This window comes from Priestia sp. BR_2 (genome assembly GCF_041954005.1).
Taxonomy (GTDB): domain Bacteria; phylum Bacillota; class Bacilli; order Paenibacillales; family Paenibacillaceae; genus Paenibacillus_AQ; species Paenibacillus_AQ lautus_A.
Genome location: NZ_JAVFHM010000193.1, coordinates 120,657 through 142,660 on the forward strand (window position 1 = coordinate 120,657; position 22,004 = coordinate 142,660).

General features: G+C 46.8%; 19 protein-coding genes and 1 pseudogene. 7 read left to right on the forward strand and 13 right to left on the reverse strand.

Annotated elements, in window-relative coordinates:
* Positions 1–3 precede the first annotated feature (3 nt).
* Together RB298_RS13880 and RB298_RS13885 are read right to left on the reverse strand one after the other, a co-directional pair.
* Positions 4–2,895, reverse strand: coding sequence for an extracellular solute-binding protein (locus tag RB298_RS13880; RefSeq protein ID WP_486047371.1), 2,892 nt, complete (start codon positions 2,893–2,895; stop codon positions 4–6).
* 96 nt (positions 2,896–2,991) lie between these two features.
* Complete coding sequence (locus RB298_RS13885; RefSeq protein WP_486047372.1) at positions 2,992–4,383, reverse strand: ABC transporter substrate-binding protein; 1,392 nt, start codon at positions 4,381–4,383, stop codon at positions 2,992–2,994.
* A 301-nt stretch (positions 4,384–4,684) separates the two neighbouring features.
* On the opposite strand from RB298_RS13885, the gene RB298_RS13890 reads away from it, so the two are divergent.
* The gene (locus RB298_RS13890) at positions 4,685–5,374 is read left to right on the forward strand and encodes a helix-turn-helix domain-containing protein (RefSeq protein ID WP_486047373.1); all 690 of its coding nucleotides are present in this window, start codon (positions 4,685–4,687) and stop codon (positions 5,372–5,374) included.
* Between the two features lie 52 nt (positions 5,375–5,426).
* On the opposite strand, the pseudogene RB298_RS13895 reads toward RB298_RS13890, so the two are convergent.
* Both RB298_RS13895 and RB298_RS13900 read right to left on the reverse strand, forming a co-directional pair.
* Positions 5,427–5,591 (reverse strand): annotated as a pseudogene (locus RB298_RS13895) (Type 1 glutamine amidotransferase-like domain-containing protein); the annotation flags it as partial.
* A 157-nt stretch (positions 5,592–5,748) separates the two neighbouring features.
* Positions 5,749–6,177, reverse strand: coding sequence for an SRPBCC family protein (locus RB298_RS13900; protein ID WP_486047374.1), 429 nt, complete (start codon positions 6,175–6,177; stop codon positions 5,749–5,751).
* A gap of 453 nt (positions 6,178–6,630) precedes the next feature.
* Here RB298_RS13900 and RB298_RS13905 point away from each other — a divergent pair, with 453 nt between their 5' ends.
* From RB298_RS13905 to RB298_RS13915, 3 genes are all read left to right on the forward strand, one after another.
* A complete protein-coding gene (locus RB298_RS13905; RefSeq protein WP_486047375.1) occupies positions 6,631–7,215 on the forward strand; it encodes a TetR/AcrR family transcriptional regulator in 585 nt (194 codons plus the stop codon).
* Between the two features lie 319 nt (positions 7,216–7,534).
* Entirely contained in the window at positions 7,535–8,047 is a 513-nt protein-coding gene (locus RB298_RS13910) for a hypothetical protein (RefSeq protein ID WP_486047376.1), read from the forward strand.
* A gap of 72 nt (positions 8,048–8,119) precedes the next feature.
* Positions 8,120–8,761, forward strand: coding sequence for a peroxiredoxin-like family protein (locus RB298_RS13915; RefSeq protein WP_096773865.1), 642 nt, complete (start codon positions 8,120–8,122; stop codon positions 8,759–8,761).
* A 250-nt stretch (positions 8,762–9,011) separates the two neighbouring features.
* Here the strand turns inward: RB298_RS13915 and RB298_RS13920 are convergent, their stop codons facing one another.
* Positions 9,012–9,536 carry a phosphotransferase-like protein gene (locus RB298_RS13920; protein WP_375119923.1) on the reverse strand — a complete coding sequence of 175 codons (525 nt, stop codon included), beginning with the start codon at positions 9,534–9,536 and terminating at the stop codon, positions 9,012–9,014.
* A gap of 254 nt (positions 9,537–9,790) precedes the next feature.
* On the opposite strand from RB298_RS13920, the gene RB298_RS13925 reads away from it, so the two are divergent.
* Positions 9,791–10,249, forward strand: a complete 459-nt coding sequence (locus tag RB298_RS13925) for a DinB family protein (RefSeq protein ID WP_096773867.1) — start codon at positions 9,791–9,793, stop codon at positions 10,247–10,249.
* Positions 10,250–10,474: 225 nt separating this feature from the next.
* Complete coding sequence (locus tag RB298_RS13930; RefSeq protein WP_375119926.1) at positions 10,475–10,684, forward strand: hypothetical protein; 210 nt, start codon at positions 10,475–10,477, stop codon at positions 10,682–10,684.
* A gap of 221 nt (positions 10,685–10,905) precedes the next feature.
* On the opposite strand, the gene RB298_RS13935 is transcribed toward RB298_RS13930, so the two are convergent.
* From RB298_RS13935 to RB298_RS13945, 3 genes are all read right to left on the reverse strand, one after another.
* Positions 10,906–11,775, reverse strand: a complete 870-nt coding sequence (locus RB298_RS13935; protein ID WP_375119927.1) for a hypothetical protein — start codon at positions 11,773–11,775, stop codon at positions 10,906–10,908.
* 209 nt (positions 11,776–11,984) lie between these two features.
* On the reverse strand, positions 11,985–12,914 hold the full coding sequence (locus RB298_RS13940) for a poly(ethylene terephthalate) hydrolase family protein (RefSeq protein ID WP_486047377.1): 930 nt from the start codon (positions 12,912–12,914) through the stop codon (positions 11,985–11,987).
* A gap of 75 nt (positions 12,915–12,989) precedes the next feature.
* The gene (locus tag RB298_RS13945) at positions 12,990–13,892 is read right to left on the reverse strand and encodes an AraC family transcriptional regulator (protein ID WP_486047378.1); all 903 of its coding nucleotides are present in this window, start codon (positions 13,890–13,892) and stop codon (positions 12,990–12,992) included.
* A 153-nt stretch (positions 13,893–14,045) separates the two neighbouring features.
* On the opposite strand from RB298_RS13945, the gene RB298_RS13950 reads away from it, so the two are divergent.
* The gene (locus tag RB298_RS13950) at positions 14,046–14,957 is read left to right on the forward strand and encodes a DMT family transporter (protein ID WP_486047379.1); all 912 of its coding nucleotides are present in this window, start codon (positions 14,046–14,048) and stop codon (positions 14,955–14,957) included.
* 232 nt (positions 14,958–15,189) lie between these two features.
* Here RB298_RS13950 and RB298_RS13955 read toward each other — a convergent pair whose 3' ends face one another.
* The 5 genes from RB298_RS13955 to RB298_RS13975 form a co-directional block, all read right to left on the reverse strand.
* Positions 15,190–15,738: a stalk domain-containing protein gene (locus RB298_RS13955; RefSeq protein ID WP_486047380.1), complete on the reverse strand. Its 549-nt coding sequence runs from the start codon at positions 15,736–15,738 to the stop codon at positions 15,190–15,192.
* Positions 15,710–15,976, reverse strand: coding sequence for a stalk domain-containing protein (locus RB298_RS13960; protein WP_486047381.1), 267 nt, complete (start codon positions 15,974–15,976; stop codon positions 15,710–15,712). Before RB298_RS13960 ends, RB298_RS13955 begins: the two co-directional genes overlap by 29 nt.
* A gap of 111 nt (positions 15,977–16,087) precedes the next feature.
* Complete coding sequence (locus tag RB298_RS13965; protein WP_486047382.1) at positions 16,088–17,506, reverse strand: leucine-rich repeat domain-containing protein; 1,419 nt, start codon at positions 17,504–17,506, stop codon at positions 16,088–16,090.
* Positions 17,507–17,918: 412 nt separating this feature from the next.
* Positions 17,919–20,405 carry a DUF4855 domain-containing protein gene (locus RB298_RS13970; protein WP_486047383.1) on the reverse strand — a complete coding sequence of 829 codons (2,487 nt, stop codon included), beginning with the start codon at positions 20,403–20,405 and terminating at the stop codon, positions 17,919–17,921.
* 315 nt (positions 20,406–20,720) lie between these two features.
* On the reverse strand, positions 20,721–21,995 hold the full coding sequence (locus tag RB298_RS13975) for a Gfo/Idh/MocA family protein (RefSeq protein ID WP_486047384.1): 1,275 nt from the start codon (positions 21,993–21,995) through the stop codon (positions 20,721–20,723).
* Positions 21,996–22,004: the final 9 nt, after the last annotated feature.

Sequence of the window (22,004 nt, forward strand, 5' to 3'; positions counted from 1 at the left end):
CTGTTAATATGGCAAATTGAACTCCTTCCGCTTGATCTCGATTTCATCGTTAATGTACAGAATATAATCGGATAAGGCTTCTCGCGGATTTTCGCTGGCATTCACCACTTTTCGAAACGCATTGTCCAAATGCCTGCCCGTGAAATATCCTCCTGGCACTTGCGGAATGCCTCGTACCCATTGCCATTGGTTCTCCAAATTCCGGTAATCCTTCATCGGCCAAGGCAGCTCCTCCAGCGCTTCGATGTTGGCCGTCGGATAGCGGGCCGCCTCACCCATCAAGCCTTCCATCTCTCGTCCATACGCAATTTGCGTCTCCTTGCCGGTCCACCACTTCAGAAATTCCCAGGCGGCCTCTTTGCTCTTCGAATTCTGAAGCAGCATGACGGCGGACGTATGGCTGGCAACCTCGTGGTTCACGGTGCCGTCCCCGCGTTCAGTGCCCGGCACGATCGTAAAATCCCACAGTCCCTTAATCTCGGGGGCCATGACCGTCAGCATGTTGTACGTTGTGTAATCCGCAATCCCGATCGGCATCTCTCCGGTCCGGAAACGGTTCGGGAAATCCGCTTGAAGCGGGAACTTGTAGCTGGTATAGAACTGCGTCCACTTCTTGAAGGCTTCCATGGAGATGTCGGAGTCGAGCGCGCTCTTCGTATCGTTATCGCGGTAGAACTGCCCGCCGTTCTGGTAGAGCAGCATCGCGAACGTCGCATTCGGGACCAGGCTTGCATTGGTGGCTTCCAGCGGCAAATAAAATTCCATGTTGTGCTTCTGAAGCACGGATATCATGTCATAGATTTCTTTCCAGGTCGCCGGCGGCTTTAAACCAAGTTCCTCCAGAATATCTTTGCGATAGAACAGCATCGGGAAGGTTTGCTGCTCAGGCAAGGCGTACACCCCGCCGTTATATTTGTAAGGCTCCAGCCCGCTATCGCGGAACCGGGTGGCCACCTGCTCGAAATCATTGAATTTCGTCAAATCGGCCGCAGCGCCCCTCATCGCGTAGTTGACCGGCACATCCTCGCCGATTTGCATGGCGACATCAGGACCCTCTCCGGCAAGCGTGGCTGGCAGAAGGATATTTCCCGGAACAAGCCGGAGATGCACCGGAATGCCCGATTCAGGCGTAAACGTGTCGTCGATCAAAGCTTTCAGCACTTGGGCCTGATCGCGTCCTGTAGTTACCCAAACGGTAATGCCGTCTTCTTCATCGCCGGCGTTGCCGATCGTGTCATAGTCTTCCGTGTATGAAGCCACGTAAGCGCCTAGCTCATGGCCCGTTATCTCGAGAAACGACGCGTCCGGTTTGGGCAGCTTGCGATCCGGCGAGTGAATGATAAGGTAATCGAGCGAGATGGGCTGCTCTTTAATCTGCAGCATCCAGGTTCCTAGACCGCCTACGTTCACCTTATACGTATCCAAGCGCTTCGCGACGGTTTCGGGATTATCGGCAAGCTCGTTCAGCTGGTGCACCATCGAATGCAGGACGGCTACCTTGTCGCTTCGCTCGCCCGTTGCCTCTTCCAGGTAATCGGCCACGCTCTGAATGATTTCGGCCTGCTCGGCGAACACCTCCACCATATCCGGAATCCGCTTCTCCAATTGATAATCGCGGAACGGATCCGGCGTATTGGAGGTGATCATCAATATTTTTCGGTACATTTCATTCAGTTCCAGCACGCTGGATTCCATCGTCTGCAAGAGCGGCGCGATCTCGCCAAGAGACACCATCATTCGGACCCGGTGCGTGCCTTTGGTGAAATGGAATAGATAAGGCTCTTCCTCGCCCAGCACATTCATCTGCCAATCGCGGTCGTAATGAAAGCGGATTCGTTTCATTTCCTGAAAAGGAAACTCCCCGTCAATCATAAGGCTGCGGGTGGCGAAGACGCCGCGGAGCTGGTCCTGCTTTTGCTTTAAGGCGATTTGGTATAATCCGTCTTCTTCCACCTCGAACTCCCATTCGATCCATTGTCCCGGCAGCTTCCAGTTGACGCCTCCGATGGTGTTGACTCTGATTTTGGAAACGTCGTAAGGCACCACGGTCGGGCTGGATCTGTTGGATGTTGGATACAAGGTCGGCGACGATTTCCGCTTGGCGTCCTCCGCTTGGATCAGAATGTACTGATCCCGGCTCGGCTCCAAGCCCTCGGACTCATATTCATTCGCCAGCTCCTCGTACGTTCTCAAGGCATGATCCTGGTAGAGCTCGATATAATCAATGGCCATCGGCTCCCGCAAGGACGTTAGCTTAAGCTTCTGCTTGCCCTTGTCAAAATAAAAGGAATACGGCTCATCATAATAGCCATACCGATCGGAGAGCGGCGCAAGCTGCCACGAAGGCTTTTCGACCTGCCTTGGCCGCAGATCGTTTCCCCGGTTATCCTGCCTGATTTCTTCGTCCCGATTTCCCCATACCCTGTCGAATAGCACGATATCCGCACCTTTGAAAGGCACCGCGTCATTGATAGAGAACTGTCTTTCGATCGCCGAACTCTTCCCTTCCATAGGATAGTATCGGATCCGTATATGGTATAAGCCCGGTTCCTCCACGTTCACGTCCCATGTGATGGAACCTACCTCTGGCGTGATCACGGATTTGCCTTCGGAACCGTGTAATTTCTCCGCGATCTCGAATCCCTTCCCAGCGGTTGATACAAAAGACTCGCCTTCGATGCGGACAATGCGGTCCGGACGATTTGCCGATGCATGGGCGTCTAAATACTGGCTGTACCCGTCCTGCCCTTCCGTTTCCATGATCGCTTCAAAGTCGGCGGTCGCTTGAACGGTGCCTTGGTTTGTCGATTTCGAAGGGTAGAAGGCCCATAGAGACAAAAAAAATAGGACGATGACAAGTATGGCGCTGCCGAAACGCTTGTTCCTGGTGTTCAATTTCTCTCCCTCCCACACGGTTAATCCATCCAATGACCGCCCCTGCCGCAGCAATGAGCTCCGCAGGGACGATCGGTCTTCGGCCAATATTCAAGGTCAAGGACCATATACTTCGTCGATGGCCGCTTGAAACGTTGACTTATACTTCTCAACAACGGTGGAAACGGATATCCCTTCATTCAGCTCCCCGACGAAATCGTAGTACTTCAAATTCGGGAATGTATTGTGGTCAAGAATAATCATATTTGGCGCCACCATCTTGGCGTTGTTCAAGTCATCTTCATTCGAGAATATCGTTTCGTACGAGCCTTGGTCCGGATAATCGTATACGGAATCAATGTCATTGATTTTCTCCCAGATATACAGCAACTGTTCCGGATTTTCGACTGCTTTCGGAATGGTAAGCGCCTGGAAGAGTGCTTCGGCAGAGTGGTATTCCGTTGCGTTCGGCCCTTTTGGAAAAGGTGCGAAACCGATGTCGTAATCCGGCATATCCGTCTGCAAGCCGCTCATCTCATAGAGGGCACCGGCGTACATTAATGTATTGCCTTGACGAAAAAATTGCCCTGGCTCCGTCCAGTCGCCGCCCTCGGTCGGTCTTGCTATTTTCTCGGTAGCAATACGAGAAATGAATTGAAGTGCATCCAATGTTGCAGGATCATCGAGATTTTGCTTATCTTCTTTGGTCAGCCCCGTATTGTTGGAATACAAGGCATGGTCCATGAGCGAGGAGTTTGCTAGCCCCCAAGTGTCCAGCTTGCCATCGTTGTTCGTATCTTTGTTGGCTTCCTTAGCCACTTGGATGAATGTTTCCCAGTTCCAGTTATCTTCGTTCACGTACTCTTGAAGCGGCTTTAAGCCAAGCTGGTTCATAAGTGTACGATTGTAAAAGAAGCCTTGAACCAGATTTGCCTGGTTTTCGGTAAAACCATACCCCCTGCCTTTATACGTGTAGTATTCCTTCGTAACCTTTTGATTAAAGGCGATGGGGTTTTGGGTGTATTCGTCGATCGGCCAAAGCAGATCCTGTTTAACCAAGGTAGGCACCGTATAGGTTTTGCCAAGTCGAACGATATCGCCGATCGGCTCACCGGCTATCAGGGAAGCGGTAACTTTCTCTTGGTACTCGCCATAATCGATCGCCACGTACTCCACTTTAAAATTATGCTTTTGCATCAGGTCTTCAAGGTTCTTCTTGCGCTCGATATTGTCCGGGGTATCCTCCGGAATCGTCATATCCCACCAAGAGACGATTTTGATGGTCTTGCCGCCTAAATCAAAATCCATATCCGGCGTTCTGTAGACTTCTTCCTTGCCGCTGTTTTCGGTCTCGTCCGTTCCCTTCGACGTCTCGTTTTCAGTGCCGCTATTCGTCACCGATTCAACGGTTTCTTGGTTGCCGCTGCTTGGGTTGCCTGAGCCTCCGCTGCAGGCTGCAAGCAGCAGCGCCAATCCTAATAACAGAACCATTAATTTGCGAACGCGCATCTTTAATCCCCCTCAACGATTGATGTTTGGTCCATATTCATCCAAAGTTTAGCGCTTACATTTCCATGCAACAACCTGGGGAAATCGGGATGTTCAACCTGTGAAACGCTAGATAGCCAGCTTGTTCTGCGGCATGTTCACCGATCTTTATAACCCAGCTATGAAAGAAGTAAAGAACGGCTAGCTATGCAAAGAAAAGCACATTGTGAAGAACGGGATCAGGGCAACATAATGTAAGCGTAAACATTTTGAATGATATTCCGTTTAAGGAAATGTACGGGGGGGAGTCATCATATCTAAGATGCTGTATATCAATCTGAGTTGCTGTTCCGAAAGCGATATGCTTCGCCTGCAGGATTGGGGCAAATGCGGGATGAACATGGACATATGCGAACATGATTGCGACGTATCGCTGCATCTGATTGAGAAGAATGGATATTCGCTGGCCGTCATCAACATGAACGGCAAACCTAAAGAAGGGTTGGAACTGTGCGGTCGGATCCGGAGGATAAGCCGATTGCCCATCATCGTCATCGAGGATGCCATGAAATTTGCCGTTATTCGAAAAGCGCTGCAGCTTCAGGTCAGTGATTACTTACCGAGCACGTTGCCGGCTGAGGAACTGGTGAAGAGCGTAGCTGCTATAATGGCGAACCATCACCGCACTGAGGATGACGTGATCCACAGAGTAAAGGAATATGTAGGAAAAATGCTTCACGAAAATATTACCCTGAAAGACTTATCGAGCAAATTCCATTTCAACCGCTCCTATCTTGGTCAAAAGTTCAAGAACCATGAAAATATGAGTTTTAACGAATATTTGCTCATCCAGCGCATGGAAAGAGCGAAAATATTGCTGGAGCAAACGGATCTCAAGGTTTACGAAATTGCGTATGAGGTGGGCTATACGGAAATCGACTGGTTCTATAAGCGATTTAAATCCTATACCGGCGTAAGCGCGAACGAATATCGGAAGATGGTCGCCTCCTAACGCCAATAGCCCTAGGTTATCCAAGGACTGTCCCCCTTTGCCCGGCCGTTTTGATGAACTGCCAGGCTTTGACACCGGGACCCACCCAAGGGTGTCCGTACATCGAGATGGGGATGCACTGTGCGTTGGAGTTGGCAACGGCTTGCCCAGCATGTCAACTAGCGCGTCGTGCATGTTTTATGTTATTAACACCTGCAGATGAGAGCAATAATTTCATAACTTTATGCGTATGTCGTTTATTATTTGACTTAAGGGGGCTACATAAACTACAGAAAAGCTACATTTCGGTTCGTATTGTACCGCTAAAACAAAAAAAGCCGCTAAATTAGCGACTCTCAATGGATTATGCTCTTGTGCCCGACAAGTTAATTGAACTATGATATCACTTTTTCTGCTAATAGCTTTATTTTGTCTAAAGTCTCTTCCCAGTTTTTATCCGAGTGTTCATACATCGTTGGTGTTGAAAAGTTGCGGTGCGTTAAAACAAGTGTTGTGCTGTCGTGATTATCAAATAATCGGAACGCAATAATTGAGTAATTTTCTGGAGTGTCTGGAGTTCCCGATAACCCACTCCAATAATCATAAGAGAAAGTGTCCGGTTCCATGAATTTCAATATATGTCCCTTATCGGTAAGGTTTTTTCCGTCCCATGAGAATGAAAATGTGATCGGACTCTCTTCTCTCCAATCCGTTTCAATATGTACCCCTAACCAATCTCTAATGGAATCAGGATCAGTTAATACCTTCCAAACAACTTTCTTACTTGCATGAATATCTCTGGTTTTTTCAATAATCAAATCCATTGAACTTGTTCCTCCAATTCCGTACATTACGAACATTTGTTCTGTATTGATTGTATTCATTAATCTGCAAAATGTCAATTTATACCTCCTCACTACTTGTATCTTTGCTCGTTAGGTTCAGCAGAAAAGCTCCACGTCGAAGCAGCCGACAGATGTTAGCCGGCTGCATCTTGTGCTCATATAGATTCGTCTGGCAGTGCCTAGCTGCGGTGATCAGCCAGGCAGCTAACGAACGGGCGTGTAGCGAAGGACCACGACGCCGGAGCTGAAGGGTTGGGTCTCGATCAGCTTCAGATTCAGTCGATCACGAGCTCCCCCAATAATTGGGGGCCACGTTCACTACCGTTAGCTTAAAAAGGCAACTGATCGCTCTGACCAGATACACCTCCTTTAGTTTTTATAAGATTTCGGAACTCACTTGACAGTCTACCTACTAGTTGGTAGACTGATGACATGAAAAATTTAACTACTACTTCTGATGACATTCTGACTTGTGCTCGTTCTTTGATCATCGCCGGCGGCTACAACGGTTTTAGTTATGCTGACATCGCTGAAGTGGTTGGGATTCGTAAGGCGAGCATCCATCACCATTTTCCAAGCAAGGTCGATCTGGTTCGAACACTGGTTGCGCGGTATCGGGAAGAAGCTGAAGTGGGGATGGAGAATATTGAACTCCATGTATCCGATGCTCTCGAACAGCTTCGGTTTTACGTTGGCTATTGGGAAGCCTGCATCGCGGACGCTAGCGCTCCGATTTGTGTCTGCGCGTTGTTGGCAAGTCAACTCCCTGTCCTGCCCGAGGAGGTTGCCATGGAGGTCAGGGAGCATTTCCGCTATCTGTCAACGTGGTTGACATCCGTGCTGGATCGCGGATCGCGGCTTGGGCAACTTCAACTTAGAAGTACCCCGCAGGCCGAGGCCGAAGCATTCATGGCTACGGTTCACGGAGTTATGCTTTCGGCGCGGGCCTATGGCGATCCGAATATGTTCAGCTTCGTGACAGGCCCGCTCTTGGAGCGACTCGCAATTCCATTGTGATTGGTCCAGTGTCGAAAATTACAGACATGATCGAGATCACAAGAGATTAACTTAACCCCTTAGCTTAAGTCATCTAGAGAGGAGGCTACGTACTGTTGAGGATATGCTCGCTATTGTCGAACGAATCGCGTCATATCCGCTAAGTGCCGATATATGGGTCATCTAGTTGTCGGCAGTCTACGAAGAAGGCATGTTCGTTCGCAGTCCGACAGTTGGTGGCGCGAAGGACATGATGTCAGTCGCAATTATTGGCTCGCGTAAATCTATCGACATAACAAAACAAATCACCCTTGTCTTTAAGGACTGAAAGGAGTCAGTTATGTTTGGAATTTCATCACTCGGCTGGGTGCATACGCTCAGCAGCTTGCCCGCCATTCCGCTGGCTACATATATGTTTGCTCGCTACGGACGAATTGTCCCTAGGTCAAGGCCTGGTGTCGTCTACTTCATTTCGATGATAATCGGCGCCCTCACGGTATTCCCCATCGCTCATCAGTCGGTCAGCTATGTCATTAGCACGGCAACGATCCTGCTGCTGCTCGGCGGATACGGCGTCGGGCGTATTTCAGGCTTTGGGAGTTCCGGCAAGTACCTTGAGACCATTTTCCTTAGCCTGACGGCGTTTCTGCTGATGTTGCCGACTGTTACTGAAATCCTGACCCGTGTTCCAGACGGCAACCCCTTAGTCTCCGATCTGAGTTCGCCAGTCCTACTTGGCGCTCAAGCCACTCTCCTCGTCATTTTTATCGTTGGTTTGACAGCACAAATCATCCATTTACGCAGGCAAAACAGACTGGATACTTTCGACTCGTCAACCGAGATGTCTGCCTAAAGATGCGGGAAGGAAGATAATGAGTCAAGGATCAAACCGAGAGGATAATTAACTAAAAAGAAGGAGCAAAACATGTCATTAACTCAAGCATTAGCCACAGTCAAACAGGAATTTATAGCGCATACCCCTTTGGAGATCCAAGCGGAGATGTTCCGACAGATCCAGGAGCAACAGGAGTCCGGTATAGCTTACGGCCGACAGGAGGGCCAGAAGGCCAAGGATTTCACACTCAAAAATGCTTTGGGAGAAACGGTTAACCTCTATGATGAACTGTCCAAAGGACCTGTTGTCCTAACTTTCTACCGGGGCGGATGGTGCCCGTTCTGCAACACTCAGCTTAAGAGCTATCAGGAGCTACTTCCGGATATTGAAGCCCTCGGGGGTCAGCTCATCGCAGTCAGCCCACAAAGTCCGGACAACACGCTTTCCCAGCAAGAGAAAGAAGAGCTGTCCTTCCAAGTGCTTAGCGACACAAACGGTCTCGTGGCAGCCTTCTATAATATTCTTTACGACGTTCCGGACTACATCCAGAACATTATGAAACAAGTAGGCATGGACCTAACGGAATACAATGCGATGAACCGCTGGGTCCTGCCGATTCCTTCCACCTTCATGATCGATGAATCTGGTATTATCCGTTCCGCCTATGTCAATCCGGATTTTATGCAGCGATTGGATCCGGAAGACATTCTGCATGAGTTGAGAAAGCTTTAAGTTTTTGTTCTTTGTCAGAGAAACACCTTTAGCTCGCAACATCAAGAACACGAATACAAGGCGCTTTGAGGTTTGCAATTATATTGAAATTGTATACTACCTAAAAACGGTACCAAAGATGCCATGTTTTTGTCCCTCTTCACCTATCTACAGAATACTCAGCACGTCAGTTGAAAAAAAAAACAGCCGATCACATTGGTCGGCTGCCTTTTTGTTGTTATTGAGCTGTTTCCCGTGAGGCGTAACATGATTAATCTTTTGACCTACCATGCAAACATTTTAGAATCGAACCCGCACACTCTTCAGATGAATTTATGTATGTGTTGACAGTACAGTCGTACTGTATATCTTTTGCCATCATTCTGTTTTGCCTGTCTGATTGATCTTCAGCTCTATCTCCACGTTCAATATTTCTTTGGCGGCAAATTTCCAAAGGACAAAACACTTCAACCATATAAAAGGGGTACCCGGCAAATATGTCCTTAACTTTTTCATAATGCGGCTTTAACTCAGGTCTTTCTACCAAGATGCCATCGATAAGCACATTTTTACCATGGTCAGAAAATAGTTTGGCGGTATGATACATCATAATAATGGCATCACTTAAATATTTCCAATAATCTTCTCGAAGATAGTGGTCGCCAATTGTATTCTCAAATAGATCGTTAGCAACAACATAATAAAACTCATCCGATTTTAATTGAATAGCGTCTACAATAGATGTTTTTCCTGAACTGGTTACTCCGTTCAAAAACACGATCTTCCCTTTACTCATCTCTAATTCCCCAATTCGTTCAATTTAATTACAGTTTAACAGTTTCAATGTAGAAACAGGATTGAGAAAACAATTATAATTGAACTATGAGTAATGAAAATGAAGCAGCTGCCAACAGGCAAACTGCTCCATCTGTTTTCTTTCAACTATCGTAACTTTGAGATTCCGTTGTTCCCGTCCATATATTAAGCTATAATGAACCTCTATGATGATAGTTCAATTTTTACTTATTCTATCTTCTTACCGGAGGAGTCATGAAACTAGTTGCTTTTTTTCCTTATCGAAATGATGTAAGGAAGATCCTGATCCCTTATTTAAACCAATTGACGGAAGAACAGTGGTATGCAAAGCATCCCGATCATCCCAACACTATCGCCTGGATCGTTGAGCACATCGCGCGCAGCGAAGACGAGTGGATTAACGTGATTAGTTCTAAGGGAAAATGTCTACTTCCGCAGTCTTTGGAGCACTCGCAGCAAATTTTACAGGCCTATATCGACATTCGGAACCAAACGGAGCTGAAGCTCAATTCCATGGTTTACGATGAATATGCACCAGCCATACAGCTCCCTCGTTTTTCAGACGGTTGGGAACCGCCTTCGGCGCCGACTCTGCGATGGATTTTCCATCATGTTTTCGAGCATGAGTCGTACCATGTCGGTCAAATCGGCGTCATCGCACGTCTGAATGGATTCCCCGGTCCCCTATTCTGAACCTAAAAATCATTTTGTCTTATAATGGTAAAGCCTGTTGCTACCCAACGTCGGACTAATCCACAGGAAAACGATGCTGAAAATGACTTTCCGACTCTCCTTCTTTAACAGTTCACTTTAGCTTATCCAGACCTTCAAGTTCCGGAAGACCCGCTTCTCAACGTTTCTAGAATAAGATGATTTATATTCAGTGGTTGTTAAAGTTAAGGAAGGTGAAAAATAGCCATGTGTAAAACAGGCAGGAACGTAACAGGTATTGTATTGGCCGTAATTTACTGTGTTGTTCTTTTTGAGATTTTAATTGATGCACCCCCTGGTGAAGCTCCAAATAATCCGCCTTGGGCATACGCAATGATTCCACTTGGAGCTGTTGCAATCACCTTTCTCTTTGATTATGTGATCAAGTTCGATTTCTTCAAAAAAAAGAAAGAGTGAATGGGATGCGATAAATGACAAAATTAAATATGGATATCACATTTTGCGGAGTTCTCCTTTGATTGTTGAACTACCCGGATCGATGATGCTTGCTATGCCGAAACACCCACTATGGTTTTTTAGCCCATGTTCTTGTGCCGCGGCAATCCTTGAACATATACCGTTAAAGGACAAGGCCCCTTTCCCGCACTTGCCCCTTTTCGCCTATCACCTATCCAATGTTACCAGGACGAGAGCTCTGTTCTTTTCCACTTGTTTTCGGTAACGCAAACATATACATAATCGTCGTCCCATGCTATCTGACCCTGACTACAGGCATCTGTGGATGAAGCTGGCGTAAATTTCTCCCGGATTCGAAGCATATCCCCGTTTACATCTAACTTGGTATCGGGGTCATTCGTACCTAAACCGACATTACCGCTGCTGCGCTTTATGGTTAGCGGGGAATCAACGACGCTGCCGTCATCGTCGTAACGAACGAACTGCATATCGGCTCCGGAATTATCCCCCGGTTCTTCGGAACTATCTGCCCGAAGGGCCCATCTCGTTATCGTCTCATTTTCCTTGCCGGCTACACTGAACTGGATATCCCGGTTAGTCCCTTTTTCCCCTGCGACTCGCAATATGCCGTTCATTACATTGAAGTTGGAAGAATGCGTACGAATCTCGCTAACGTCAGTATCGTAAGGAATTTCAAACCGGGTAAACAGTTGGTTCGGATATTCCCCCGTTGGCGACATCGTCGTCTCGAATGAGATATGCTTATGGTCGTGCTGATCAGGATTGTTAGCCTTGTCATGCGATATGATCGCCGTTTTGTTCATTCCCTTCTCGTCGAGCCACACGATTGCAGGTTTAGCCCTTTCCGCCGTCCATTGAAGCCGAATCAGATCAGACTGATGCCCTTCTTCCTCAACCCACCTCTGATCAGTAGACATATGCAGTCGGTCATTATGTGGTACGCGAATATTGTTATCGGATTGTTTGAGTTCGCTTAGGGTTATCTCCGATTCTTGTTTCTGAACGGTACAGCCAATGCCCAACAAGCAGATGCCGCCTACTATCATCATAATCGTCCTAATGTACTTCAAAGCGTTTCCCTCCGTTGTCGTAAATTCGAACTTGTTACGTAATAAGACTGATCGTATTATATTCAACAGAGGTCGTATACCCATTTCATCAAACTTCCCGGAAAAATGATTCTTTTCGTCTATACAAGCAAAAGAGCACTCCGCCAGAGAGAAAGTCCTATAAATTACACGAACATAATCCCACGAGGGGATATAACCGAACATGATTGTTATGGATTCACGAATGTATGATCATCCATATTAGCTTGTTCAACGTCCACCCAATTCGTATTTAGCATCATCTCGGAAGAATCCCCATGAAATGCCTTCATGGCTTCCTGATCATCAAACAGCCGATATCTCATCCAAGCCGTCAAGTACCCCCTATGATTGCCCCCATTACCTTCAATCGCTGTATGAGCAGCACCTTTCGCCATCCCCATCATAACTGGCGTGCTTGCATGAGTATTATGTAAGGCTAATTGATTCGTTGATACCGGTGAGATTATGAAATCTCGTGTACCTCCCATAATGAGAAAAGGAACGGTAATACGTGCTGTATCGTACACATCTTCCGGATCACAATGCTTCAAATCCGGGAGAGCGATGGAAACAACCGTCTTAATCAACGATCCACTTTTATAGTTGGTATGTGCATTAATGACACCTGTAGCCCCTTGAGAATGCCCAGCTGCACCAATATGTTCCATTTGTATTTTTTGATTGAACAAGCTGTTTGCTTGTTCGTTTTCATTTTTCAAATAATCAATAGCCTCCACAATTTCTTTGCCTGTTCCTGTTGTCTTGCTGTACGAATCTATTACTATGAATCCCCAGCTAGCCAGATGAGTTAAGAGCTCATCATAACGATCTGGCGTGGCATCTGTTCCATTCCCCCATGAAATAATAGGATAGGATTCGTCTTCTTGAAATGCCGGGTAGTATATTCTAAATAAAGCCTCCTCGCTCATTTTCTTAACTTCTTCTACCTTTACATGATAGCTTCCTTTCTGCGCATACCGCTGCTCAATGCTACCATCCGCAAGTTCTGGTATATTTGAATGAATGATAATTTGCATGAAAATTGTTATTGGAACTGCAACGATCAGGACTAAAGCGGACAACCATAAAATCCACTTGCGTTTTTTCAGAACCGACATATACGTGACCTCACGATAGACTACCGATTTCTCTATCGTCTTCTCAGTTAAAGTATGAAACTGAATGGATATACGTTAAACTTTGGAATGTTTCATTTCAGCTCTATGCTTTCTAAAATCTTTGGGTGTTCTTTCGTGGTACTTTTTAAAAGACTGAATAAAATGATTGACATGATTGAAGCCTACCCTGCGGGCGATCTCGGTTATGGTGTCGTCCGTTGATATTAATAATTCGCTGCTTTTCTTTATCCGGTACTTGATCAGATACTCGTAGGGGGTCATATGAACCGTTTTTTTAAAACATCGGGTGCACTCCGAGATGCTCAGATGCGCAACATCGGCAATTTCTTGCAGCGTTACAGGAAACGAGTAGTTTTGATGTATGAAGCTAAGCATGAATTGCAGTCTCTCCTGTTGCCGCTTCACGTGTTTTGGTGCTTCCACGGGAGAGACCGACATATTGGAGATCAAGATGTACCATAGCTGTACGGTTTGAATCGAAATCTCATATTCCCATCCCCAGCTTTTTTTAATATTAAACTTCTTTCTCATTTCCCAGAGCAGGTCCAATACCTGCTTCTCCCACTCCGCGTCTCCTGTGATCACGAGCGAAACGAAAGAAGAATGGGTAAAAGGGAGCACATAATTTTTTTCCATGGCACTGTCCGTGTGGAAGGCGAGCAGTTTCTCAGGAAAATTGAAACTCACATATTGACCGTCATGCGTTAGCTGCGTCGCCACATGAAGAACTCCCTTGTTGATCAGAATCGCCTGGCCGGTTTCCAGCTCATGATCCATCCCATTTACTTGAATACTCAGTTTTCCTTTCGTCACCAACGTGATCTGCAGATCTTCGTGCCAATGCAGATCGTTGAATCCTCTGCCTTCGGGAATGCTTTTATGAAGCGTATGCGTGTACATGATATAAGGAAACGAATCGTCGGGGTACAAAATAGTTTCATGCAGCGGCTTTGCCATTCCAACTAGCTCCTTTCTATGACGATATATCTATATTATTGAAGGATATAATTACACTATACAATAATATACGATGATATTATTATATCATGAATTTGGCTTATCACTAGCCTGTGCACAGACGATCGGATAGGCCCTCTTGGAGGGTAATCATTGAAAAGATATAAATTAACGTTACAGCTTCATCCGTATATCCTGCTTTTTATCGCCATTCTGTCGGTATCCGTATCTTCGATCATGATCAAATCATCGGACACGCCAACCGCTGTAGCCGGTATGTACAGACTTTATCTATCGGCACTCATCATGCTTCCGTTTGTCCCCTGGAAAACGCTCCGCTCCTCGAAACTGGACTCGAAGGATTGGAGAACCGTTTTTTTGGCCGGCCTGCTTCTGGGATTGCATTTCCTGTTTTGGATGGAGTCGTTGGTATATACCTCCGTGGCGAGTTCCATGGTTATCCTGGCGCTACAGCCCTTGTTTGTGATGATCGGTTCGTACTATATGTTTAGGGAACGAGCGAGTGTGTTGACCGTTCTCTGCTTGGTTGCCGCCTTGTTTGGCTCGCTTATTATCGCTTGGGGAGATATTGGAGTTTCAAGAGAGGCATTGATCGGGGACGGTTTGTCACTGATAGGAACCATACTGGTGTCGGCTTATATGCTGGTCGGACAGAAAGTGAGCCACAAAATCAATGCGAATCTATATAGTGCTGTCGTCTTCTTTACTGGGGGGAGTGTCCTGCTCGTCTACAGTTTGTGGAATCACCATTCTTTGACCCATTACAACGCTTCGGATTGGACATACTTCCTTCTGCTTGCGATCATTCCCACGATCTTTGGCCAATATGTTTTCAACGTGCTGCTCAAGTCCATTGGTGCAACAACGGTTTCCGTAGGCATTATCGGCGAACCCGTTTTGGCCATTATGCTGGCTTATCTGTTGTTGGGAGAAACGATCTCCGCATTTCAATTTGTAGGTGGAATGATTACGCTGCTGGGCATGCTGACATATTTTTGGCTGCAAACCTTAAGATATTCAGCTCACAAAAATCTTTCGCATTGATCAGTGTATGTAGTATTAGTCCATCGGTAGAATGTAACTAGCCAGCATCCTCCATATGGAATAGGATACATTGCATCCCTTACGATTGCATGAGGTATAACATTATTAAGCTGCTCATTAGCTTAAACACAAACAGCCGATCCACGTGGATCGGCTGTTTTTAAACCCTTCTTTAAAAATATCATGCAGCGACATCATAATTCTTCTGGCGCTTATCCTGCTCTCGACCGTATTATGGCGCAATAATTTGTCTACCCACGTTCACATCATCTACCTTCCATTGGTTATCAACCAATTTATAGAATACAAAACGATCAACAAGCTCAAGATTGATAGGTCCGCTTTCAAAGTAAGCCGATTGGTGCATTCTCGCCGCTGTGGTACTACTGTAAGTAATATCGGCCTTTTTTGTTAGTATAGCGTTATTTTTAATGCCATTACTGTGAATAATCTTGTTTATAAATGAGTCCGTGAAATAAGGTCTGAAATGTGTTCGGATTTGGGAATAGCTTGAGAGATCGGTGGCTTCATTTATCTTTTCATTCAGTACGTTTATTCTTTCTTGACTCATTCTCCAAGGCTTCTGCGGCTCTGTATGGATAAAGACCAGTTGCAGACCGATCGTAATGGTTGTTTTTCGCTCTTGTTTGGACCACAGCGCCGTTCCGCCAAAAGCTTCAGCAAAAACACGTGCGGGCACATAAGTCGTTCCATGATCGATTTTTGCTGGCACATCAAGGCTGAAAGCAGCGTTATTTAATAAAGCTGTGCGAGAGTTCACGCGCAGCAATAGCTCTCGTTTGCCGCGAATAATCGTAATGCTTTTTTTTTGCCTGGTTCCAAGTTACTTCTGAATTGAATTTCTCTGAAACAGCGCGTAATGGAATCAGCATTCGTCCATTTTCGATTATTCCATTGTCAACCGTGTTCGATAAATTATCGGCGAAGCTTATCGCTGGATTACCGATTAGTAAGGTACACACTAAAGAAAATGTTAGTGCGAGTATTGTTTTTTTCATGGATGACTCCTCCCACGGTTCGATTATATCCTTGACCTTAACTCAATCCTTGTTATTTTAAAACAAACCCCTCCAGCAATTTACGCCGGAGGGCTCAGGCAGTACGTAAAGCTATTTTTGCTCAAATATGATTACCGTTTTGGGATTCGCCACGTATTCAACGGGAGAGCCTAACAGCTCGGACACGAAGCGTACGGGGATAAACGAACTATTCTTCTTCAACAGTAACGGCGCATCAAATGAAACGGTTTTTCCATTCACGTTTGCTTTCTTTTCATTCACTTTCCAACGGATTGTCGTGTTGTCTTTGCTGATCGTTACCTCTTGTTTGCTTTGGTTCCACCCTACCTTCGAACCCGATCGCTCGGATACAAATCGAATCGGGACATAAGTGCGGCTCGAAGCAATAAACGGGGATTCGCTTAACTTAAAAGAACTCTCTCCTATGTAAGCAGTTCTGCTCCCGATCACTAATCGCTGGGCTTTCAGTTGGCGGGATCCATCCCCACCGAGCTTATTGAGTAGTTGATACGTTTTGGTCGTACTTCTTAAATCCAAATAGTTACCGCTTAAATCCAACGCGTATCTAATTGCTCCCGTGTCAAAATGAGGAGGATCGAACGTATGATTTCGAATGGGATCCAAATTCCACACACGGTTATCCGCTAGATGTAAATAATGAAGTTCGCTTAAGGATTTCAAAGGCTCAAGATTGTAAACCAAATTAGAGTTTAGATTCAAGGAAGACAGGTTAGACATTTTTTTCAGTGGATCTAGTTTCTTGATCTGATTGTTTTCCGCGGAAAGAGCCCTCATTAGCGTCATCCCTTCAAGCGCACGGAGATCCGAAATTCGATTGCTTCCGATGTTTAGGCTCATTAAACTTTTGGATAGAGGCTTAAGTGGACTCAGGTCCGAGAATCGATTGCTCGCTATTTCCAAATTCTTTAGCTTGGTTAATCTGCTCAAGGGCTGAATATTCGCGATCTGGTTCCCGTTCAGTTGTAACCATGTTAATTCTGTGGCCGACGATAATGCCGTTATATTCGAGATTTGATTATCGTTCGCTTCGAATGTATGCAGACGCCCAAGCTGCTTGATCACATCAATCGACGAAATTTGGTTCCGGTTTACGATCAACATTTCCAAATCCGTCATGGCGGACAAATCCTGAATTGAAGCGATCTGATTGTCCGCAATATCAAGTTCGCGAATCTTAATCAATGGCTTGAGAGGCGTAATATCGTCAATTTCATTATTGGACAAGTCAAGAAATTTCACATTGGAAGCATATTGCAAGCCTTGAATGCTTTTAATTCCTCGTCTTGAAAGATCAAGTAATGTTAATGATTCCATATCTTTCTGTGTAACAGCCGCATTTTCATCCTTTTTTAAAATCTGCTTTATCGCTTGCTCCAACTGTTCGTCCTGAAAACTTACTTCCAGGGAAGCCTGCTCCATAGATGCCTGGCCCGGTAAGCTGATCATCATTACCAAAACGAATACGAGCCCTGATAAAACCTTATTCATTTCCTTTCTATCCCCTCTTCTGCTGGTGTCTTATGGTAATGACGCTTACAACCGATAAAAGTTGCAGTACATTTTTTTCCATTGTGCCATCAAGACGAGTACAAAAAAAGGCCAACCAGTAGACTCTGGCTAACCTTTCCATAAATCCTCCAGCCTTACACGATTCTTTATTTAGTGCTCATACGCTCGAGCATATTTCTCATGGTAGTCGATCATCTCGTCCAACTCGGCTTCCTCGAGTCCTTCACTTCCCATGGGGGCGCCAGGACCGATTCAAAAGCAAAAGCCATGGGTCACAGCGTGAAAAATAATGCTGCGCTCATGGCTTTTTATTAGGAATCATAAGATACCGTGCATCATGGCGCGACAGAATATGTCATGGAATTCACTGCCGTTACCGGATGCCCGGTATTTACGGCGTCGGCGGCAAAACGACGGCACCATTCGCCTTGCCGTCCATGCCAAGAACTTCGATTTCATCAAGGAAGACCCAGACGTTGACCGGGAATTCGATCTTGACGTAGCGGGCGAACACTTTATCGGCTCCCGCTTTCCCCGGCACGCCGTCTGCTGAGCCGCTCCATCTCACGTATTCGGCAGAGGCAGCATCATGAGCCGATGGCGGAGAAACGGTTGCCAGCGAGCTCCAGGTTTGGCCGTTCGTTGAAACGGAAAAAGCGACGTTCTGTGGGAAATAGATGCCAGGTCCTTGATCCTGAAGAAAATGGGCTCTGATTGATCCGATCGATTTGTTGCGGCCCAAATCCAATGTGATGGTGCGGCTTCGTTCTTCAGGGTAGGCGCTTCCCGCATGGCCCTGCCACTGCTCGTTGCTGAAATCCGTTCCGCCGAATAGGCCGTTCGTCAGTTCATTCCCGGAATCGGGATAGTTGCTGTTAGGCGGTCGCGAAATGGCATAGCTTAGACCTTGAGCCAGATTGCTGAGGCCCCAGTCGTCAGACCAAGTTTCCATGAGAACTTGGGCATAGGTATCAAGCACCGTTGCTGCCGGTGCCGAAATCAACCCTTGTGCTTGCACGGCCGGGTCGTGAATGTGTACGAGGAAATCCTGCATATACGTTACGGCATCCTTCGGCTTGTTTTGCTCCAGAAGCAGCTTGATGATCTGCAAACGATACAACAACTCATTGCCAAAAGCCGAATTGATTTCGTTCGACGCGACATAACTGCGTACAAGCTCCTCCATTGTCTCCGGTGTCGGGCTGCTGTCAATCGTGTACGTTCCGTTCAAGAACTGGTACAGCCAGTCATACATCAAACGCAAGCTTGGGTCTTTGCTTACCCCTAAGTTGTAAACGGCATTATTGCCTTGGTAATAAGCTCTAAAACCATTTTGCATCAAGCCGGTTTCAACGCCGCTGTTCAAGTATTCGACATAGCGGTTGCGGAATACGTCGTCCGACAGCATCCGATCATCGAACTCCAGCTCGTTTGACATCCCATATTGCTTGGCCAGGTTCGCGGCATCTTCCAAGCGGTCGGAATCCGTTCCGCCGAAGAAATAGTTAGGCTGAAGCGCCACGGCATCAAACCCTACCTCTTTCCACATAAAGCTTTTGTATGCCAAAGAGTGCGGAATCCAGAAAAATTTCAAGTTCATGTCATGAACTTTGCCGCTTACAGCTTTGATCAAATCCGGACCTGTATCGCTTGTGCTGATTTGTTCTTCCAGCCAGTACATCCCGACAAGCTCCAGATGGGAATAGTTCGCCTCCTGCCACCTCTGGCGAACCTGATCCAGCCACCACTGCATCGCTTTTATCCGGTTTTCGAGCGCTTTCTCTTTGCCGACAACCGAGTCGTTAAAGCTTTCGGATACCCCGTCACCGTCAACGTCGCCAAAGTCGTTTACGTACTCACCCGGGTTTGGAATCATGAGGACAACCTTCATTTTATGATCAGGCTGATTTAGCTTGGCTCCGACCTCTATTGTAGCCTCATTCAACTGCTGCATATCCCCCGTGGCAGCGAAGGTTTTATCCAAATACCAGTTCCAGTCCTCCAGGATCGTTTGTCCGACACCGAAGTCACGGCCGGCAGGCGAAGCCAGTCCGAGATATAATATACCGTCAAAAAGCCAGTCGACAGGCTCGCCATCTTGATTTACATAACTGATGTTCGGGATGATCCGTTCTTTGTTCCAATCGCCCAACCCATCTGCATATTGTCCGTTATACAGCAGATTCAGGTTCCGGATACCGGCTGTAGCTTCTCCCGGCTCCAAAAAACGAGGCTGTTCGGCAGGAACCTTTACCGCCCCCTGAGCCTTGCCATCCGTACCTATAATTTCGATTTCGTCAATGTATTCCCATTGCGAAGGATGCATCGTAAAGGTTACTTTAACATAACGCGCATAAGCCAGCTTGCCGTCCGTATTCCCGCCTTTGATTCCATCCCGGCTGCCGTCCCATTCAAAGTTCTCCTGCCTTGGCGGTCCTTCCCCCCAGAGCAGCTGAGTGGCGTTATGTGACAGCAGGCCCCAATGTTCTTTATCATCGGAGACAAACATCGATACGGTCAAAGGTACGAGGATCGAGTTGGTAGGATAATCTTGGAAGAAGTGAGCGGTAATCTTTCCGATTGACTTTTCCTCACCGAGATCAAAGACGACTTCCCGCGTTTTTCCACGCAGATGCCCTACCCATGCCGGGTCATTCTTATCCAACGTGCCGTATTTTCCATCCGTAAGTTTGTAACCGTTGTCAGGATGCGACGCTTCTGGCTCCTCGGACCATTCATACGGGAGGCCGGCCGCTAGATTGCGGAATTGCGTCTCCTCCACTGCCGGAACAGGCGATTTTGCCTGCACCGCAGAAATCGAGGAAATCAGCAATACTACTGTCAGAAGGACGGATCCCCATTTCTTGTTCAACGTCATTAGGTCAGCTCCTTTTTAATCTCAAGTGTAGAAATGCCTGAAATCTTTACCCGCTTAGTGATGAATACCTAAATGGATCCCCCCTTTCACGAAATTCGGCAAACGCCCTGATTGGAATCGCTTTCAAAAATAAAAAATTCTCATTCCTCATTCCCTTCTTGCTCGCGAAATGTCTTAGAAGATCAGTCCGAAGGTGAACCATTAGCCGGCAGATATCATCTGCAGCGGCTATGGCGCCGTCCACCCTCGCGGCTTCATTCAATTCATACGGCGAATTTGCGGTCGAATTAATTCAAGTTCCACAGTTGTGTACAATTAAACGCCCGCTTCTTCCTTCTGATACATCTCGGTCAGCTTGATGCTTCTGCCCTGCTGCAAACGGGATTGTTCGGAAGCGAAGGCAATCAAATGGCTTTGCAAGGAAGCGGTAGCCGATGTAAGGCCTTGAGACGGGTTGCGGTCGAACTTATGTACATTTTTAAGGAAGGAGCTCACCATGCGCTCATCGCCTCCGCCGTGGCCGTCGCCCTGCACGCTGCATTTAATTTCAATCTCTTCGCCCGTCGCATAACGGTACAGCGTAAAAGAACCCTTATCCATGTCGCCTATGATCTCTCCCTGCGTACCCATAATCTGCACACGGCGAGTACCGCTTTGGGTTAATCCCGACATAATGAAGTTAGCATTAGCGCCGCTGGCAAATTCCATATTGACGACCTGATGGTCGACAACATTATTATCGCAGCGATAGACGCAGCGTCCGAACGGTCCTTCCTTGAGCGCCCGGATAATGCCTTCCTGTGATAAATCATGCGTCATATAGCGCGCCCAATGATCGGCAGGTTGCTCCAAATACATTTTAATCGCTGAAAAAGCACATTCCCTCTCGGCTTCGCAACCATCGATGCAGCGGTCCGTAGCACCCTCCGGCGCGTTCTCGGCTTTAAAATGAAGCAATGAGCCAAAGGAGCTGACCGCAGTGCACGGTTCATCCATCAGCCAGGAGATGAGGTCCAGGTCATGGCAGGACTTGGCCAAAATCATCGGGCTTGTTTCCTCGGAATTGCGCCAATTGCCGCGTACGTAGCTATGAACCATATGGTGATAGCCTACGTTTTCGGTTAACTGAATGGTGCCGATGGCACCCAGCTCCCCATCCTCGATGCATTTTTTGATGCCCGACCAGAACGGGGAATAGCGAAGCACATGCGTGACCACCAGCAAACGCTGATGTTTAAGGGATGCTTGCTCCAGGTCTATACATTCCTGCACATTCGGTGACATGGGCTTCTCCAGCATGACATGGTAGCCAAGCTCCATCGCTTTCATTGCTGGTATATAGTGCATCCGATCAAGCGTGCAGATTATCATTACGTCGGCTATTTTCCCCTGCTCAAATGCTTTGTCCCACGAATTGTAAACGTGTTCTTCAGCAATCTGATGAATCTCTGCAAAACGTTGTCTGCGTTCATCATCAGGCTCGGCTACCGCAACAAACTTCAGTTCATTCGGAAATTTTTCCGCATACGGTCCATAGATGTATCTTCCTCTACTGCCTGCGCCTAATAGTACTGCTGTTAATGTTCTCAATGCTGTTCC